Origin of the sequence: Sorangium sp. KYC3313 (assembly GCF_052075895.1) — a bacterium.
Classification (GTDB): domain Bacteria; phylum Myxococcota_A; class Polyangia; order Polyangiales; family Polyangiaceae; genus Sorangium; species Sorangium cellulosum_B.
On record NZ_CP197255.1, the window covers coordinates 9,695,940 to 9,713,695 of the forward strand.

At 74.8% G+C, this 17,756-nt stretch carries 15 protein-coding genes; 8 read left to right on the forward strand and 7 right to left on the reverse strand.

Going from position 1 to position 17,756, the window contains the following annotated elements; translation table 11 throughout:
- Positions 1 to 27 precede the first annotated feature (27 nt).
- Complete coding sequence (gene arfB / locus ACSRUE_RS36710; RefSeq protein ID WP_441287638.1) at positions 28 to 459, reverse strand: alternative ribosome rescue aminoacyl-tRNA hydrolase ArfB; 432 nt, start codon at positions 457 to 459, stop codon at positions 28 to 30.
- 135 nt (positions 460 to 594) lie between these two features.
- Between arfB and ACSRUE_RS36715 the strand changes: the two genes are divergently transcribed.
- On the forward strand, positions 595 to 2,154 hold the full coding sequence (locus ACSRUE_RS36715; RefSeq protein WP_441287639.1) for an SLC13 family permease: 1,560 nt from the start codon (positions 595 to 597) through the stop codon (positions 2,152 to 2,154).
- Here the strand turns inward: ACSRUE_RS36715 and ACSRUE_RS36720 are convergent.
- From ACSRUE_RS36720 to ACSRUE_RS36730, 3 genes are all read right to left on the reverse strand, one after another.
- Positions 2,127 to 2,564, reverse strand: coding sequence for a hypothetical protein (locus ACSRUE_RS36720; protein WP_437768786.1), 438 nt, complete (start codon positions 2,562 to 2,564; stop codon positions 2,127 to 2,129). The genes ACSRUE_RS36715 and ACSRUE_RS36720 overlap by 28 nt on opposite strands.
- A 78-nt stretch (positions 2,565 to 2,642) precedes the next feature.
- Positions 2,643 to 3,461 carry an N-formylglutamate amidohydrolase gene (locus tag ACSRUE_RS36725; protein ID WP_441287640.1) on the reverse strand — a complete coding sequence of 273 codons (819 nt, stop codon included), beginning with the start codon at positions 3,459 to 3,461 and terminating at the stop codon, positions 2,643 to 2,645.
- A gap of 77 nt (positions 3,462 to 3,538) precedes the next feature.
- Positions 3,539 to 4,075, reverse strand: a complete 537-nt coding sequence (locus ACSRUE_RS36730) for an RNA polymerase sigma factor (RefSeq protein WP_437768788.1) — start codon at positions 4,073 to 4,075, stop codon at positions 3,539 to 3,541.
- A gap of 100 nt (positions 4,076 to 4,175) precedes the next feature.
- Here ACSRUE_RS36730 and ACSRUE_RS36735 point away from each other — a divergent pair, with 100 nt between their 5' ends.
- Positions 4,176 to 4,547 carry a thioredoxin family protein gene (locus ACSRUE_RS36735; RefSeq protein ID WP_441287641.1) on the forward strand — a complete coding sequence of 124 codons (372 nt, stop codon included), beginning with the start codon at positions 4,176 to 4,178 and terminating at the stop codon, positions 4,545 to 4,547.
- Positions 4,548 to 4,636: 89 nt separating this feature from the next.
- Here the strand turns inward: ACSRUE_RS36735 and ACSRUE_RS36740 are convergent, their stop codons facing one another.
- On the reverse strand, positions 4,637 to 4,981 hold the full coding sequence (locus ACSRUE_RS36740) for a hypothetical protein (RefSeq protein WP_441287642.1): 345 nt from the start codon (positions 4,979 to 4,981) through the stop codon (positions 4,637 to 4,639).
- A gap of 337 nt (positions 4,982 to 5,318) precedes the next feature.
- On the opposite strand from ACSRUE_RS36740, the gene rarD reads away from it, so the two are divergent.
- From rarD to ACSRUE_RS36760, 4 genes are all read left to right on the forward strand, one after another.
- Entirely contained in the window at positions 5,319 to 6,329 is a 1,011-nt protein-coding gene (rarD, locus tag ACSRUE_RS36745; protein ID WP_441287643.1) for an EamA family transporter RarD, read from the forward strand.
- A 175-nt stretch (positions 6,330 to 6,504) separates the two neighbouring features.
- Positions 6,505 to 7,569, forward strand: coding sequence for a lysylphosphatidylglycerol synthase domain-containing protein (locus tag ACSRUE_RS36750; RefSeq protein WP_441287644.1), 1,065 nt, complete (start codon positions 6,505 to 6,507; stop codon positions 7,567 to 7,569).
- 590 nt (positions 7,570 to 8,159) lie between these two features.
- The gene (pepN, locus tag ACSRUE_RS36755; RefSeq protein ID WP_441287645.1) at positions 8,160 to 10,775 is read left to right on the forward strand and encodes an aminopeptidase N; all 2,616 of its coding nucleotides are present in this window, start codon (positions 8,160 to 8,162) and stop codon (positions 10,773 to 10,775) included.
- A gap of 35 nt (positions 10,776 to 10,810) precedes the next feature.
- The gene (locus ACSRUE_RS36760) at positions 10,811 to 11,482 is read left to right on the forward strand and encodes a class I SAM-dependent methyltransferase (RefSeq protein WP_441287646.1); all 672 of its coding nucleotides are present in this window, start codon (positions 10,811 to 10,813) and stop codon (positions 11,480 to 11,482) included.
- A gap of 45 nt (positions 11,483 to 11,527) precedes the next feature.
- On the opposite strand, the gene ACSRUE_RS36765 is transcribed toward ACSRUE_RS36760, so the two are convergent.
- Entirely contained in the window at positions 11,528 to 11,968 is a 441-nt protein-coding gene (locus ACSRUE_RS36765) for a CBS domain-containing protein (protein WP_441287647.1), read from the reverse strand.
- 223 nt (positions 11,969 to 12,191) lie between these two features.
- Between ACSRUE_RS36765 and ACSRUE_RS36770 the strand changes: the two genes are divergently transcribed.
- Complete coding sequence (locus ACSRUE_RS36770; RefSeq protein WP_441287648.1) at positions 12,192 to 12,728, forward strand: N-acetyltransferase family protein; 537 nt, start codon at positions 12,192 to 12,194, stop codon at positions 12,726 to 12,728.
- Positions 12,729 to 12,803: 75 nt separating this feature from the next.
- Here ACSRUE_RS36770 and ACSRUE_RS36775 read toward each other — a convergent pair whose 3' ends face one another.
- Entirely contained in the window at positions 12,804 to 13,223 is a 420-nt protein-coding gene (locus ACSRUE_RS36775) for a hypothetical protein (protein ID WP_437768798.1), read from the reverse strand.
- Positions 13,224 to 13,672: 449 nt separating this feature from the next.
- On the opposite strand from ACSRUE_RS36775, the gene ACSRUE_RS36780 reads away from it, so the two are divergent.
- Positions 13,673 to 17,737, forward strand: a complete 4,065-nt coding sequence (locus ACSRUE_RS36780; RefSeq protein WP_441287649.1) for a serine/threonine-protein kinase — start codon at positions 13,673 to 13,675, stop codon at positions 17,735 to 17,737.
- Positions 17,738 to 17,756: the final 19 nt, after the last annotated feature.

Sequence of the window (17,756 nt, forward strand, 5' to 3'; positions counted from 1 at the left end):
CGCTCTCCCCCGCGCCCGCGCGCCCCGTCACTCGTGATCGCCCCCGCCGCGGCGCACGTGCTTCTTCTCGCCCGTGCGCCGCTTCTCGTCGAGCCGCCGCGCCTTCGACGCGCGCGTCGGCCGCGTCGGCCTTCGCTGCACCGGCACCTCGAGCGCGCGCAGGATGAGCGCGCGCAGCTTCTCGCGCGCGTCGTCCAGGTTGCGCAGCTGGTCGCGCGTCAGCTGGCTCACGATGAACAGCCGCCCCTCGGCGTCGAGCCGGCCGCGCGCCAGCGCGCGCAGCCTCGCCTTGGCGTCGTCGGCGAGCTCCGGCCACGCGCCGAAGTCGAAGCGCAGCTCCACCTTGGAGGCGACCTTGTTGACGTTCTGACCGCCGGGCCCCGACGCGCGCACGGCGCTCCAGCTGAGGAGCGCGGCCGGGGCGGTCAGCGCATCGTTGACGACGAGGGGATCGGACACGGCGGCTCTCCTGCCCTGCGGGCGGCGCGAGCGCCGTGCGGAGCGCCTGACGCCTAGCACGCGCCCGCCGCGCCCGCCGCGCTGCGCGCAGGGCGCGCTCTGCCGGGGAGGAGGCGCGTGTGCGATAGAGTCGCCATGCAGTGCCCCCCCGATCCCGCCGCCGCGCCGCCGGGCGCCCCTCACCGGAGCCGCCCGCCGCCTGCGCGGCTCAGCCTGCTTCGCTGCCTCGGCATCGCCTCCGGCCCAGCCGCCGCCCTCGCGATCGCGCTCGTCCCGAGCGGGCTCCACGCCGTCCCTGGGTACGGCCACCGCCCTGCGTACGCGGCCGCGGTCGCGGCGTGGATGGCGCTGTGGTGGCTCTTCGAGGTGCTCCCGGTCGCGCTCACCGCCTGCTTGCCGCTCGTGCTCTTCCCGCTGCTCGGCGTCTTCGGCCGCGGGCTCGCGGGCGACGCGGCCCGCGCCGCCGCGCCGTTCGTCGACGCCTACATCTTCCTCTTCCTCGGCGGCATGGCGATCGGGGCCGCCATGGAGCAGTGGAGCCTTCACCGCCGGGTGGCGCTCCACATCATGCGGGCCGTCGGCACGGACCCGAAGCGGCTCCTGCTCGGCATGCTGGTCGCGACGAGCTCCATCTCGCTCTGGATCTCCAACACCGCGACCGCCGTGATGATGGTCCCCATCGGGCTCGCCCTGCTCGCGCAGCTGGAGTCGGCCGCCGGCGGGCGCAGGCTCACGCACTACGGGACGGCCATCATGCTGGCGGTGGCCTACGCCTCCAACGTCGGCGGGATCGGCACGAAGATCGGCACCGGGACGAACTCCATCTTCTGCGGCTTCCTCGCCGACAAGCTCGGCCACGATCTCGGCTTTCTGCGGTACATGGCGATCGCCCTGCCGTTCGTGGTCCTCTTCCTCCCGCTGCTCTGGCTCGCCCTGTGGCGCGTGGGCAAGCGGGACGGCCTCGGACCCGGCCACGCGCGCGACGCGCTCGACCGCGAGCTCGCGGCCATGGGCCCGATGAGCCGCGGTGAGAAGACCGTCGCCGCCATCTTCGCGGCGGCCAGCGCGCTCTGGATCCTCGGCGATCCGCTGCGCGCCGCGCTCGCGCCCCCCCTCCAGGCCGCGCTCAGCGGCCTGGGCGCCGCGCTCGGCTCGGACGCCACGGCCGGCTTCAAGGTGCAGGGCAAGCACTACGAGGCGACCGTGGCCGTCCTTGCGGCGCTCGGCCTGCTCGCCCTGCGCGCCCTCTCGCTCGCCTCCCTGCGCAGGATGCCCTGGGGCACGCTCGCCTTGCTCGGCGGCAGCTTCGCGATGGCGGCCGGCATCGAGGGCGGCGGGCTCTCGGCGTGGATGGCCGCGAAGCTCGCGGTCGTCGCCGAGGCGCCGCTGCTCGCGCAGCTCGGGCTCGCCAGCGCCGGCACGATCGCCCTGTCGGCGCTGGCCTCCAACACCGCCACCGTGAACGTGGCGCTCAACGTGCTCCCGCAGGACCTCGGCGTGCTGTTCGCGGCCACGATCGCCGCGTCCTGCGACTTCATGCTGCCGACGGGCACGCCGCCCAACGCCATCGTGTTCGGCAGCGGGTACGTGCGGCTCCCGGTGATGATCCGGACAGGCTCCCTGCTCAACGTGGCTGCCGCCGCGCTCATCACGGTCTACGTGTACGGCTACGCGCGGCACCTCATCGGCGGCTGAGCGCAGGGGCGCAGCGGCCTCCCGCGCGCCGTCGCCAGCCTGGGCGCCCGCGCCTCGCCGCCGGGTCCGGCGCCCGCGCGCGGCTCAGGAGACCTCGCGCCGCGCCGACCCCCACCCGCGCCGCACGAGCGCCGGCGCAGCGGGCCGACCAGCGCGCCCCATGTCGCGGCTTTGGGCTCGGCTCCGGCGCCCATCAGCTGGAACGCCGCGCAGGGCTGGCCACGGAAATGGGCCAGATAGAGCCGAAGGATGCGGAAGAAGGCCGCCCAGCCGTGCATGTGGCCCTCGAACTGGTTGTCCCAGTCGTCGGTGCTCGCGAACCAGCTGTGCACCACGCGCACGACGCACGTCCCCCCGGACCGCGCCTCCACGATCCACTCCGTGGCGACCTTGGGGCCGCCGGGTCCCACGTCCTCCGGGGCCTCGGCGGAGAACCGGCGAGGCGGCTCCCAGGCCGGTGAGCGACGATCACCAGACCCCCGTCTACGTCACCGACCGGCGGCGGTGTCCGGGGAGAGGGCGTTCAGGTCGACGCCGCTCGCCTCGATGGCCCGGTAGCTCGCCGCGAGGCGCTGGGCCCAGGCCTCCACGCCCTCGTCGCTCAGCAGGCCGTCCTGGCGGATCTCGAGGAGCACGCAGGGCAGGCCGCGGGCCTCGCCGTGCGTGGGGATCCCGTAGTCGCCGCCCTCGGTCACGCGGTAGGGCTCGTTGTCGCCGACGCAGAGCCCGGGCTCGCGCCGCAGCGCTTCGAGGAACGGCGCGGCGAGCCTGCGGTCGCGCCCGTAGAGGACGGCCGCGTGCCACGGCCGGTCCTCGCCGGGCATCGCGGGCGTGAAGCTGTGGACGCTGAGGATCGCGGTGCGCTTCCGGCGGTCCCGCCGCGCGTCGAGGAGCGCGGTGATCGCGCGGTGGTAGGGCCAGAAGCACGCGTCGGCCCGCGCGCGGGCCTCCGCGGCGTCGATGGCGTTGCCGGGGATGGGCACGCCGCAGCTGATCTCGGGGATGGACGTCGGCGAGCCCAGCGGCCGGTTGCAGTCGATGACGAGCCGCGAGTAGCCGGAGAGCACGAGCGGCGCGTCGAGGAGCGCGGACAGGCGGCGCGAGAGGCGCGCCGCGCCGATGTCCCAGCCGGTGTGCTCGCGGAGCGCCTCGTGCTGCCTGCCCAGCTCGGCGAGGCTCCTCGGAACCGCGTTGGACGCGTGGTCGCAGAGCAGGACCGCGCTGGAGGGGCCCTCGGGGTTCACCACCTCGAACGCGGGCAGCTCATCGGACGCGAGGATGCGCAAGGCTGGCGAAGGAGGGCGCATGACGTCTGGCCCAAGACATAGCAGACACCGGCGCGCGCGCGCCGCGCGCTCTCGCGAGGGCCCGCGGCAGCGCGCGCTCAGTGCGGCGACGTCATGCACGCGCGCAGCGCGACCTTGGCCCGGTGCAGGAGCACCGCGACGTGGCCGGCCGAGATGCCCAGCGCGCGCGCCACGTCCTCTCCGGGTTGCTCCTCGAGCATGCGCAGCGTCACGACGGCCTTCTGGATCTCGCAGAGCTCCTCGACGCACGCGCGCAGGCGGACGTGCTCCTCGGCCCGCGCGATCGCCTCGTCGGTCGCCGGGGCGTCCCCCGCGGCCTCCGGGTGCGCGTCCACGTCGTCGTGCGGCCGGGCGTGGAAGTGGCGGCGGCGCCGGTTGCGCGCGGCGTTCCGCACCGTCCCGGCGAGCACGCCGCCCCACGCGCCGACGTCCTCCGGGAGCGCGCCCCGCTGCGCGAGCGTGAGCAGCGTGCAGAGGCCCTCCTGCACGCAGTCGACCGCGTCTTCGGGTGTCACCCCCTCCGCGCGCGCCAGCCCCGCGAGCGCCGCACGTTCGGAGCGCACAAGGTGCGACACGTGGTTGAGGAGGTCGTCTGCGTCCTTGATGGCGCCCATGGTCCAGGAGGTCAGGTGTCGAGCCGCGCCCACATTACAACAGGCGACCGCTGTAATGGATGCCGCCCTCGAGACCTGCCAGGGCATGGAGGTTCACGCCATGTCCACGAATCCTGTCCGCGAGATCGATGAGGCGAGCTTCGACGCCGAGGTGCTGGAGGCCAAGGTGCCCGTCCTCGTCGAGCTCACCGCGCAGTGGTGCCCGCCGTGCCGCGCGCTCGCGCCCATCCTGCACAAGCTGGCGGAGGAAGGCGCAGGGCGCCTGAAGGTGGTGGCGGTCGACGGCGACCGGTGCCCGGCGATCGCCCGCCGCCTCGGCATCCGCGCGTTTCCGACCATCGTCGCGTTCATCGGGGGCAAGGAGGTGGCTCGTCACGTGGGGCTGACCACGAAGGACAAGCTCCTCCGGCTGATCGAAGGGGGCGGGCTCCCCGGCGGTGCGGGGAGGGACCGAGCGCCCTCGCCGCCGTGAGGGCGGCTCGATCGCGCGCCTCCGGCGGCGGGCGGCTGAGATCGGCGCGCGGAGGGGCTCCTCGCGCCGATCTCGGGCCCGCCCGTGGCCTATCGTCGTGGCCTATCGTGACGCCGGTGCGTATCGCGCTGCCCCTCGGCGGGGAAGCTGACCTTGCGCGTCGTCGCCTCGGACGCGGAGACCTCGAACGGCCCCACCGGCAGCGGGTCGCTGACCGACTTGCCGTCCTCATCGACGAGCGAGATCGTCCCGACATACTTATCGGCGGCGACCTGCACGCTCGCGTCGAATCGATCGCAGGGGACCACCTGCCGCGTGACCTCGTTGTTCTTCGTGTTGATGAGGACCAGCTCGACTGCTTGCGCGCCGTGCGCCTTGCACTGAGCGGCGTCGGTCTTGTCCCCGATGGACCACTGGACGGTGGCGAACCCCATCTCTTCAGGGTGTGCGCCTCCAGGCCGCGTCTCGCCGGTCGTTTCTCCCGTGCACGCGACCATCATCGCTGCACATAGCCCTGCTGAAGCGTAGACACTTCGCATACCTACCTCGCTGTGCTCGCTGCGGACTCCAGCGCCGCGCCCCGCATCCAGCAACGCGGATGCCACGCGGCCTCGCGGCGAGCCTGCGAGCCCGGCGCTCTCAGGCAGGGCTTGAAATGGCCGAGCTGGTTCGCCATGTTCGCCGTCCGATCGAACGCGAGCGGCGCCTCGCAGCAGCGGCGCCGGGCGACGGGCGGCGTCGGGCGACGCCCGCCGAGGAGGCACGACCCCGATGCGCACGCCCGAAGATGCTCGCGACAGCCGCCAGGAGGCCGCGTGGGGCGTCGCCTACGGGATCGCGGCCTACAGCTCCTGGGGCGTCGTCCCCGTCTTCTGGAAGCAGCTCCGCCACGTCGGCGCGCTCGAGCTCCTGGCCCATCGCACCGTGTGGAGCCTGCTCTCGTTCGTGGCGCTCACGCTGGCCGCAGGGCAGCGCCGCGCGCTCGTCGCGGCCCTGCGCGACCGGCGCGTCGTCGCGGCCATGGCGGCGACCGGCGCGCTCGTGTCGGCGAACTGGGTCCTGTTCATCCACGCCGTCGCGGTGGGGCGCGTGCTCGACGCCAGCCTCGGCTACTTCATCAACCCGCTGCTCAGCGTGCTCCTCGGCATGCTCTTCCTGCGCGAGCGGCTGCGGCCCGCCCAGTGGCTCGCGCTCGGCCTCGCCGCCTCGGGCGTCGTGCACCAGGCGGTGCGCGCCGGCTCGATCCCCTGGATCGCCCTGGGCCTGGCGAGCACGTTCGGGGTGTACGGCCTGCTGCGGAAGGTCGCCGCCGTCGGCTCGCTCCCCGGCTCCACCCTGGAGACGTCGTTCATCGCCCCGCTCGGCGCGGCCTACCTGGCCGCCCTCCACGTGGAGGGCGCCGGCGCCGCGGGCCGCGCCGATCTGCGGACCCACCTCCTCCTCGCCGCGACGGGCATCGTCACGGCCCTGCCGCTCGTCTGGTTCACGAACGCGGCGCGCCGCCTGTCGCTGACCACCGTCGGCTTCCTCCAGTACCTCGCGCCGAGCGGCCAGTTCCTGCTGGCCGTGCTGGTCTATGGCGAGCCGTTCACGACGGCCCAGGCCGTGAGCTTCGCCTTCATCTGGACCGGGCTCGCGGTGTTCAGCGCCGACGCCGTGCTGCGCACGCGCCGCGCACGAAGGGACGAGCGCCCCCTGAACGCGCCGCAGACGAGACAGGAGGAATCTGAGCCACCGAGAGGCCAGGGGCGCCAGGAGAGAGGAGCTGAGGCCAGACGATGAGCGACGATGAGCTTCGAAGAGAGGTGAGCTCCTGCCCGCCGAGGAGCTCGACACCTCAGCGCCGCGTGCGCGCGCTGCATGCCGATGGCGCGCGCTCCGCAAGGCAGCTCACCGCCGCGTGCGCACGCCGCACCCACACGACCCCGGCATGCTCCTCGCAGCGCACGACTTTCCCATGGCTCCCTTACCTCCGGCGCGAGCGGCAGAGGAATGCGCCGGCAGCGATCCCAGGCCCGCGCCCGGCGGCGGGGCGCACGTCCCTGCCGCTCCGCCCGCCGCCCCGGACGCGACCGCCGCCCGCCGCGCGCGGCGAAAGGCGCTGCTCCACGCGGCGCTCGGCGGCCTCGGCCTGGCCGCCCTGGCCGCGCTCATCCGCCACGTCGGCGCGGCCGAGATGCTCGCCGCGGTGACCCGCGCCGCGCCGTTCGTGCCTCTCCTGATCGCGCTGGAGGCGGCGCGCGTCGGCTGCGAGACGCTCGCGACCGGCGTGCTCTGCGCGCCGCGCCGCGTCCCGGCCGCGGAGCTCCTTCGCATCCACGTCGTCACCTATCCGGTCATCACGCTGATGCCGGCCGGCCGCCCCGCGGGCGAGGCGGTCAAGGCCGCGCTGCTCTCCCCCCACGTCGGCGCCCCGCGCGCGGCCGCGATCGCCACGACGAACCAGTCGCTCGCGCTCCTGTCCTCGGCCCCGCTGTCGCTGCTCGCGGCCATCGCCCTCTTCCACATCGGCGGCGCTTCCCCGCTCGCCCTCGGCGTGCTCGCGCACGCCGCCCTCCTGGTCGCGAGCGGCCTCGGCGTCGCCTTCGCCGCGCGGCAGCGCGCCGCCTCGGCGTGGATCACCCGGCGGTTCGCCCGCGCCGGCCAGCTCGCCACCGCCTTCCAGGAGGCCATCCGCGAGCGCCCGCCCGTCCCGGCCTGGCCGTTCGCCGCCTGCCTCGCGGGCCGCGCGCTCCAGGCGGTGCAGTACGGCGTGCTGCTCGCCGTCGTCGGCGCCGAGAGCGGCCCCCTCCGCGCGCTCGCCGCGTACGGCGTGGGCGCCGCCGGCACGGCCGCCGGCGACCTCATCCCGGGCCAGATCGGCGCCACCGACGGGGCCTTCACGCTCGCCGCCTCGCTGCTCGGCCTCACCGCGAGCTCCGCCGTCGCGATCTCGCTGCTCGTCCACCTCCTCCAGGCGGCCTTCGCGCTCGCGGGGATCGCCGCCGCGCTCGTGTGGCGCCGCAGCCCTCCGGCACCCTGAGCCGAGCTCGGCCGGGGCCAGGGGCGTCGCGCGCGCCTCCGGCGTGCGCTCAGCCGCGCTCGCGCTTGATGCGCTCCAGCTCCGCCAGGCCCGCCCGCGCCCTGCATTGCGCCCCGGGAGGGGTCCGGCACCCCCGCCCGCGCTCTGCATTGCGCCCCGGGAGGGGTCCGGCACCCCCGCCCGCGCTCTGCATTGCGGTTCGGAGGGGTCCAGACCCCCCTTGTGGCACAACGGAGAGCGCTTTCGCGGGGTAGATGGCACAGAATTTCGGTAACAACAGCAGAATCTGGCACAATCTTGCCCCGAAAGACGCTCTGCCGAGCGTTCTCGAGGGGTCCGGACCCCGGTGTGTCGCAATGCATTCCGGTTGTGCCGGTGCCGGACCCCCCTGGGGTGGCACAGAACAGCGCCCGCCTGGCACAAAAGCCGGGCGTACGGTGCGGCAGCGCGAGCCCGCTCGGCGAACGCTCGGCGCCGCGCCCTCGATGGGTCCGGCGGCGCGGCGTGGCGCGGCCGCCCGACGACGCAGCGACCGCGACCGCGGCAGATCGCTGGCCACCCTCCGGCGGTTCGTCCTACGGTGTGCAGTCATGACGGAGACGACCGGCGGCCCTGGAAGGGACGTGCTCACCCAGAAAGAGGCCGAGGAGCGCGCCGCGCGCATCGGTAATGCGCGCTACGAGATCTCCCTCGACCTCTCGCGCGGCGCCCGCGGCTACCGAGGCGAGGCGGTCGCGTACTTCGACGTCCGCGGCCACGGCGACACGTTCATCGACTTCCGCGGCCGGCGCATCGAGCGGCTCGAGATCAACGGCGCCCCGGTCGAGCCCGTGTGGTCCGACTGCCGCATCCTCCTCCCGGGGCGGCTGCTCGCCCCGGAGACGCGCGTGCGCGTCGTCTACGAGAACGACTACGATCACACAGGCGACGGCTTCCATCACTTCCGCGACCCGGAGGACGGCGAGGACTACGTCTACTCGGACCTCGAGCCGTTCAGCGCGCACCGCGTGTTCCCCTGCTTCGATCAGCCGGACATCAAGGCGAGCTACCGGCTCTCCGTCACCGCGCCCGAGGACTGGGAGGTCATCGGCAACGCCCGCGTCACCCGCACGTTCGGCGCGGGCCTCGGGCGCACGACGCGGGTGTTCGAGGAGACGACCCGGTTCAGCACCTACATCTTCGCGCTGATCGCCGGCCCGTACAGCGGCGTCCGCGACGAGCACCGCGGGATCCCCCTCGGGCTCTACTGCCGCAGGTCGCTCGCGAGGCACCTCGACGCCGAGGAGCTCTTCACGCTCACGAAGCAGGGCTTCGACTTCTACCCGGAGTTCTTCGACTACCCCTACCCCTTCAGCAAGTACGACCAGGTCTTCGTCCCGGAGTTCAACGCCGGCGCCATGGAGAACGTCGGCGCCGTGACCTACAGCGAGCGCATGATCTTCCGGGACCCGCCGACGGACCACCAGCGCCTCACGCGCGCGGAGGTGCTCCTCCACGAGATGGCCCACATGTGGTTCGGCAACCTCGTGACCATGCGGTGGTGGAACGATCTCTGGCTGAACGAGAGCTTCGCCACGTACATGGCCTTCCTCGCGATGGACCAGGCGACCCGGTTCCAGCCGGCCGTGTGGAAGGCGTTCAACGTCATGAAGAGCTGGGCCTACCGGCAGGACCAGCTCGTGACGACGCACCCCATCGCCGGGGAGCTCGCCGACACGGAGCACACGTTCCTGAACTTCGACGGCATCACGTACGGCAAGGGCGCCGCCGCGATGAAGCAGCTCGTCGCGGCGATCGGCCTGCCGGCCTTCCGCGAGGGGATGCGCCGGTACTTCAAGCGCTACCAGTACGGCAACGCGACGCTGCGCGACTTCCTGTCCGCGCTGGAGGAGGGCTCCGGCCGCGACCTCGGCGCGTGGTCGCGCCTCTGGCTCGAGCAGGCGTCCCTCAACACGCTGACGGCCGAGTGGGAGCGCGAGGGCGACCGCATCGGCCGGCTCCGCGTGCTGCAGACGGCGCCCGCCGACTACCCGACGCTCCGGCCGCACCGCATCGACGTCGCGCTCGCGCGCGAGCAGGACGGCGCGCTCGTCGTCGACGCGGTGCCCGCGGAGATCGACGGCGCCGCGACCGAGGTCGCCGCCGCGCGGGGGCAGCGGGCGCCGCTCCTCGTGTTCCCCAACCACAACGACCTCACGTTCGCGAAGATCGCGCTCGACCCGGCCTCGCTCGCGTTCGTGCGCGAGCACATGGGCCGCGTGGAGGACCCGCTCCTGCGCCAGCTGCTCTGGTCGTCGCTCTGGAGCATGGTGCGCGACCAGAAGCTCGCCTCCCCCGCGTACCTCGCGCTGGTGAGGGACAAGCTGCCCGCCGAGCCGGACCTCTCCCTCGTCGACCCGGTGCTCACGAACGCGGTGACGGCGCTCGCGCGCTACGTGCCGGATCCCCTGCGCGAGGCGGAGGCGAGCGCGTTCACCGGCCTCGCCCTCGCGGCCCTGCGGGCGGCCCCCCGCGGCGACGCGCAGATCGTGTGGGCGCGGGCGCTCTTCAACGCGGCGTACTCCGCGCCGGATCTCGCGCTGGCCGCGCGCCTCGCGGACGGCGAGATCGAGGTGGACGGCCTCGAGATCGACCAGGAGATGCGCTGGACGGTCGCCGTGAAGTGGGTCGCGCGCGGCATGAAGGGCGCGGAGGAGCGGCTCGCGGCCGAGCGCGAGCGCGACCCGTCGGATCGCGGCCAGCGCGCCGCGCTGCGCGCCGAGACGGCGCGCCCGGATCCGGCGGTGAAGGCCGCGGCGTGGGCGCGCTTCCACGAGGACGGGTACGGCTCGCTGCACCTCACCAGCGCGGCGATGTCGGGCTTCAACTGGTCGTTCCAGCGCGCGCTGCTCGAGCCGTACGCGCAGGCGTTCTTCGAGCGGGTGCAGCAGGTCTTCGAGACGCGGACGCACGAGCTCGCGTCCGCGTATTTCACCCATCTGTTCCCCTCGTACCGCGTCGATCGGGACCTCCTCGCCCGCGCGGAGGCGCGGACCGCGGCGCTCGGGCGCGCCCCGGACGGCGCGCCGGCGGCGCCGCGGCTGCCGATGCTGGTCCGGATGCTCCGCGAGGCGAGCGACGACCTGGTGCGGGCGCTCGCCTGCCGGGAGCTGGCGGCGGCGAGCGCCGAGGGGCACCGCCCGGGGGGCGGGGGCGCCCCCGGCTGAGCGAGAGACCGGGGAGAGCGGCGCTCGAGGCGACGATGATCGTGCAGCTCGGGAAGACGTCCGTCACGTGGACGCGCGCGGACCTCGAGGCGAAGCTCGCCGGCCACGCGCGCGTCCTCATCGACGTCGGCACGGGCGACGGCCGCTTCGTGTACCGCTCGGCCGGCGCCCACGCCGATACGTACTGCATCGGCATCGACCCCGCGGGGGAGCGGATGCGCGAGGTGTCGTGGCGCGCCAGCCGCAAGGTCGCCCGGGGCGGCCGGCCGAACGCGCTCTTCGTCGTGGCGTCCGTGCAAGCGCTGCCCGAGGAGCTCACCGGGCTCGCCCACACCCTCACCGTCAATTTCCCCTGGGCCTCGCTGCTCTCGGCCCTCGTGCTGCCCGAGGCGCCGGTGCTCGAGGCGCTGCGCCGGCTCGTCCGACCGGGCGGGGAGCTCATCGCGCTGCTCAACCAGAGCGTCTTCGACGACCGGCCCTACGCGGCGCGGCTCGGGCTCCCTGAGCTCTCGGACGCGTGGGTCGATGACACGCTGCGCCCCGCCTACCGCGCGGCGGGCTTCGAGATCCGGGCGAGCGAGCTCGTCGAGGGGGACATGCCGCACCAGACCAGCTGGGGACAGCACCTCACGCTCGCGTCGGGCCGGAGGACGCGCCTGCTCACGGCCGAGGCGATAGGCGCGATCGGCGGCGGAGCGCCGGGGTGAAGGCGCCGCGCGCCGCCGCGACGCTCAGGCGATCTGCCCGGCGAGCTACCGCGTGCTCTCGTGCTGCACCGCCTCCCGCTCGGTCACGCGGCGGACGGTCTGCGCGGTGTGCCTGTCGTCCTCGCTCTGCGCGATGTCCGACAGGCTGATGATGCCGACCAGGCGGCCGTCCGCCTCGGTGCACAGGACGCGCGACTTATGGTGCTGCCCCATCAGCTGCTCCGCGCGCTGCACGTCGTCGTCGGGCCGGCACGCGACCACCCCGCGCGTCATGACGTCGCCCGCCTTCGTGCTCAGCGGCCGGCTGTGGGCCAGCACCCGGATGGCGAGGTCGCGGTCCGTCAGCGCCCCGAGCACCCTCCCGGCGCTGTCGCAGACAGGAAGGAAGCCGATGTTCGCGTCGCGCATCTTGCGCGCGGCCGTCTGGATGGTGTCATCGGCCAGGACGCTCTGGATGTCTTGCTTCATGATCTCCTTGCACAGCATGGTTCCCTCCTTCGGTTCCGTTTGCAGCGCTCGGCAGCGTCACCGCGCACAAAAGGACCTTAGGGGCCCCTCGCGGGCGAGGGATGGAGCATCATGATGAATGCGGCGTCAGGGACCGCTTGATCGCGCCTCCGGCGGGCGAGCGCGCCGGGCGGCGCCCTGGCGGGGCGCCGCGGCGAAAGCCAACCTCGGTGCGAGACACCAAACCTCGGTGCGAGACATCATGTCAGAGCGGATCACGGGGGCGGTCATCCGCCGGGCGCGGCCGGCCGACGCGGCCGTCATCGCGCGCATCGAGGTCGACTCCTGGCAGGCGGCCTATCTGGGCCTTGTGCCGGCGGCCGATCTCAACGCCCTCTCCGTGCCGGCGCGCGAGCTGAGCTGGCGGCACATCCTGAACCGCGACGCCGCGACCGGGACGCGGACCTGGGTGCTCTGCGCCGAGGACGCCGGGCTCGGCTTCGCGAGCGCCGGGCCGACGCGCGACGACGACGACGACCCGGACGACGTCGGCGAGCTCTACACGATCTACCTCCTGCCCGCCGCGTGGGGGCGCGGGCTCGGCGCCGCGCTGCTCGACACGGCGCAGGCCGACCTGGCCCGGCGCCGCCACAGGACCATGACGATCTGGGTCCTCGAGGGGAACACCCGCGCGCGCCGCTTCTACGAGCTCTCCGGCTTCAGCCGCGACCGCGCGCGGCGGTGGGCGCGGGTCGGCGCCGGCAGCCTCCCGGAGATCCGCTACCGGCGAGCGCTGTAACGCCCCGGATCCCACGCCGAGGGCAGCGCCGGCCCGCGCACCAGCGACGGCATCGAGCCCCGGCGCCCCGGCGCGCTAGCCGAAGCGCACGACGATGCTGCTGTAACCGCCCCGCGGGTCGTACTGGGAGGTGATCTTTCCCCAGGAATACTCGTACGGCGGCGCGCCGAGGATCGACGCCAGCCAGGCGTCGTGGCTGGCCTTGCGCTCCGCCTCCTCCTTCTCGGACCAGTCGTTCCAGAACGCCTTCGACTCGGCGCCCACCTCGAACAGCTCGACCCACGCGATCTTGCCGCTGCAGAAGTGCAGCGTGATGCGGAAGGTCCGGAAGCCGATGCGCTGGCGCGACGTCCGGTATCCGCTCCACGGCTGCGCCTGGCTCAGGGCGTTGGCCATCCGCGCGAGCGGCGACGACAAGAACTGCGCTTCCGAGTACGAGGGCCCGATGCGAAGCCCGGATGTGAGCTCGATCTCGCCCGTCTGTCGATGGATCATCCAGCCCTCCGACCGCTCGGAACAGCATACACCACGGCTCGCGGACCGGCGCGGCTCAGCCGAGCCCCGCCGACGTCCGCGCGCGACAGTCACGCGAAGACCCGACTCGGCCTCTCCGAAGGTGGGTGTTCGACGGAGGTTCACCCCTGCCGCTCGCTCGCCCGGCTGCTCGGAGGACAACAGCCGCCGTCCCTCCCGCGCGGCGCGAGGGACGCCGCCGATGTCCTCCGGTGTCGACACGGCACCCACGATGTCGCGGGTGACCGAGCAGACCGAGCAAACCGAGCACCCACTTTTGCCATGGGCATAAGGCAGTGTCGCGCAATGCGGTTTTCCTGCTCGTGACAACCCGCATACCGGTAATATCGGTCACGGATCGCGCCGGGCCCCACCCGAGGTCATCCGAGGTCTTCTTGCTGCGTTGCCCTTCCTGCCATCGCCGACTCGCAGTGCTCACCTCCTGCCCGACGGACGGAGCCACGGCGCCGTCCCGCCCAGCGCCGGTCGATCTCGACGCAGAGACGCCGCCGTCCGTCGCGGGCTTCCTCGTCGGCTCGCCGCTCGCGGCGGGCGCCTTCTCGGTCCTCTGGGCCGCGACGCGGGCGGAGGACGGCGCTCCCGCCGTGCTCAAGATCAGCAGGGCCCACTCGCTGCTCGCGCGCGAGCGGTTCCGCAGCGAGGCGTGGGCGCTCGAGCAGCTCGGTCCCCCGGCCTCGCCTCGCCTGCTCCAGAACGGCGTGCTCGAGGACGGCCGCGCGTACATCGCGATGGAGCGGCTCCGCGGCGAGACGCTGGCGGCCCACCTCGAGGGCCTGCCCGCCGCGCCCGACCTGCGCTCCGCCCTCGACGTCGCGCTCGGCGTGCTGGGCTGCCTCCAGGTGGTGCACGAGCGCGGCCTGGTCCACCTGGATCTCGCGCCCGAGAACGTCTTCCTCGAGCCCGACGGCGGCGTGCGGCTCCTCGACTTCGGCCTCACGCAGCGCGAGCGCGGCGTCGTCTGCCACCCGGCGGACAGCGCGCTCACCACGCTGGGCGCCATGCTCGGGGCGCCCGAGGTCGCGTCGCCCGAGCGGCTCCGGGGCGAGCCGCTCGACGCGCGCGCGGATCTCTACGCCTTCGGCGCGCTCCTCTTCGAGCTGCTCACGCTGCGCCCTCCGTTCGCGGGCGATCCCGCGGACGTCGCGCAGGGGCACCTCGGCCGGCTCCCCCCCAGGCCGAGCGAGATCGCCCCGGTCCCGCCGTCCATCGAGGCCCTCGTCCTCGCCTGCCTCGCCAAGGAGCGCGCGCGCCGCCCGGCCGACGCCGCGGGCCTGCGGGCCGCGCTCGCGTCGGCGGGCGCCGAGGCGCTCGCCCTGACCGGCGGGGCCGCCGGCGCCGCGGCGACCGCAGGAGACGACGCCGCCACCGGCTCCACGGACCGGCACGACACGGTGGTGCTCGCCCTGGAGGCCCGCGGCGCCGAGGCCGAGGTCCGCGCCGCCGTGGCCCGCCACGACGGGCACCTCGCGCGGCAGCGCGGCTACCGCTTCGTCGCGATCTTCCCCGGCCCGAAAGAGGCGGCCGCGGAGCGCGCGCTCCTCGCGGGGCGGGAGATCGTCGCTTCGGTCGGCGCGCCCCTCGCGATCCACATCGCGCCGCTGAAGCTCCGCCGCGACGCCGAGGGCGTCCACGCCGCCGGCATCGCCGTGGAGCGGCCCGAGTCGTGGCTCCCCTCGGATCCGTGGCGCGGCATCGCGCTCAGCGCCGAGCTCGTCACCGCCCATGCCGGGTTCGACGTCGCCGCGGCGAGCGAGGACGGCCGCTACTTCTTCGCCCCGGACGCGCCGCCGCCCTCGGGCCATCGTGACGCCGCGCGCGCCGCGCCGCCGCTCGTCGGGCGCGGCGACGCCCTGAGCGCCGCCGAGGAGAGCCGCGAGCGCGCGCTCGCGGGCCTCGGGCCCGGCCTCTGCGCGCTGATCGGCGAGCGCGGCGCCGGCAAGTCGCGCCTCGCCGAGGCGATCGCCGAGAGCAGCCGGCGCGCGCACCCCGGCGCGCTCGTGATCTCGCTGCGCGCCGCGCCGGAGCTCGGCGCACGCCCCGAGGGCGGCCACGGCCGGACCGCGGCCGCCTTGCTCGCCGAGGTGCTCGGCGCGAGCGACGGCGCCCTCGCGGCGCCCGGCGACCCGCGCGCGTTCTGCGTCGAGCGGCTCGGAGAGCCGCTCGGCGGCGAGGTGTGGCCCGCCGTGGCCGCGATCCTCGGCTGGCCGGGCGGCTCCGCAGGCCGGCCGCCGCCGCGCCGCGGGAGCGTGATCCGGGCCCTCGCCGAGGGGCTCCGCCGGAGGGCGACGGATCGGCCCGTCGTCGTGATCGTCGACGACGCGCACCTCGCCGACGGCGCCACGCTCGACGCGCTCGACCTCGCGACGCGGCGCGAGGCGTCGGTCTCGCTCTGGGTGCTGCTCGCCGGCGCCCCGGCGCGCTGCTCGCCGGCGCCGCGGCGCCACGCGCTGAGCGCCCGCGGCCACGCGCGCGATCACGTCGCGCTCCCGCCGCTCGACGACGCCGCGGGGCTCCTGCTCTGCGCGGAGCTCCTCCGTCCAGCGGAGCCTCCGCCGAGCGCGACGCTCCGGCGCATCTGCGCGTGGGCCGGCTACAACCCCCGCGCCCTCGTCGAGCTCACCCGGGCGATCAAGCGCGCGGGCCTCGTGCGGCTGCGGGCGAGATCGAGCGGCCACCAGCTCGCGACCGCCGAGCTGGAGAGGCTCCCGCCGTCGCCCGCGTGGCAGTGGTTCGCCGCGGGGCAGCTGGAGGCGCTCCCGCCGGAGCTCGGCGCGTGCGCGAGGCTCTGCGCGGTGCTCGGCTTCGAGCTCTCGGAGGACGTGGCGGCGAGCGTGCAACGCGCGCTCGAGCGCGAGGACGCGGCGGCGGCGAGCGCCGACCACGTCGACGTCCCGAGCGCCCTGCACGCGCGCGTCGACGTACCGAGCGCGCTCCGCGCGCTGGTGGCGCGGGGGCTCCTCGTCCCCCGTGGCGCGCACGGCGCCGCGCACGGCGAGGGCGCCCTCTGCGGCGGCGCCAGCTACGCCTTCCGGAGCGCGCTCTTGCAGGAGGCCATCTACGCGCTGCTCCCGGAGGACCGGCGCGCGGCGATGCACCGGCACGCGCTCGCCGTCTGGGAGCTCAGGGCCGAGGCCCGGCCGAGGGCGCCGGAGCTGCTCGAGCCGATCGCGCGCCACGCCGCGGCCGCCGGGGCGCGCGCGCGCGCGGCGCACGCGTACCTGCTCCTCGGCGATCTCCAGCGCGACCGGCACAACAACGCCGTGGCGGAGAGCCACTACGCGTCCGCGCTCCTCTGGGCCGACGGCGACGATCAGCGCCAGCGGTACCTCGCGCTCCTCGGCCGCGCGCGCGTGCGCTACCGCGTCCTGCGCACCGGCGAGGCGCTCGACGATCTCCGCTCCGCGGGGGCGCTGGCCCGGACGATGAAGGACCCGCGGATGATCGCGGAGGCGCTGCTCGAGGAGGCGACCGCGCTCGACTGGGCGGGCGCCTGGGAGGAGTCGGCGGCGCGCGTCGAGGAGGTGATCCCGCTGCTCGACGCCCGCGAGGGCCGCGCCGACGCCGCGCTCGCCGCGCTCGCCGCGCGCTTCGAGGTCGCGGCCGGCCGCGCGGCGTTCCGCAAGGGCAACCTGGACGACGCCCTCGAGCGGCTCACGCACGGCGTGGAGCGCGTCCGCGAGGCCGATCACGACACGCACGTGACCGGGCTCACGCTGCTGGCCTGCGTGCTCGCGCGGTCCGGCCAGCTCGAGGAGGCGGAGCGGCGCTTCGACGACGCCGTGCGCAGCTGCGAGGAGCGCGGCGACCGGGGCCACCTCTGCGCGGCGCTCGTCCGCCGCGCGGAGCTCTGGCCGGCGCTCGACGCCCCGGATCGCGCGATGGCGGACCTCCGGCGCGCGGTCCAGCTGGCCCGCGAGGAGGCGAGCGCCCTGGCGGAGCGCGACGCGACGATCAAGCTCGCGGAGCTGCTCTACCTCTGGGGGCACGAGGACGAGGCGCTGCCCCTGGTGCGGCAGGCGCGCTCGCTCGACGAGCAGCTCAAGGACAGGCCGGCCTACAGGAGCGCGCTCCTGCTCGCGCGGATCCACGCGATGCGCGACGAGCACGCGGACGCGAGCCGGCAGCTCCGGTGGCTCAGGGCGCAGGGGGCGATCGCGGATCTGCCGCCGTACGCCCAGGCCCTCCTCGGCGTCATGCAGCTCGCCGTGAAGGACCCGAGGTCCGGCATGGAGAGCGCGCGCACGCGGGCGACGGCCCGCGAGGAGGGGGAGCCGCCCGGCGAGCTGGGCGGCGGGCTCAGCGCCGACCAGCGGGTCGAGCTCCTCTACTGGCGGGCGCGCGCCCTGCTCGACGCCGGCCGCCCCGAGGATCTGGCGCTGCTCCTCGCGCGCACCGCGCCGCTGCTCGCCGAGAGCCGGGCCTGGCGCCCGCGCTTCGCGAAGCTCCGGGCGGGCGACGGGCAGCTCGCGGGGTAGGCGCTTCGGGTTCGTCGAT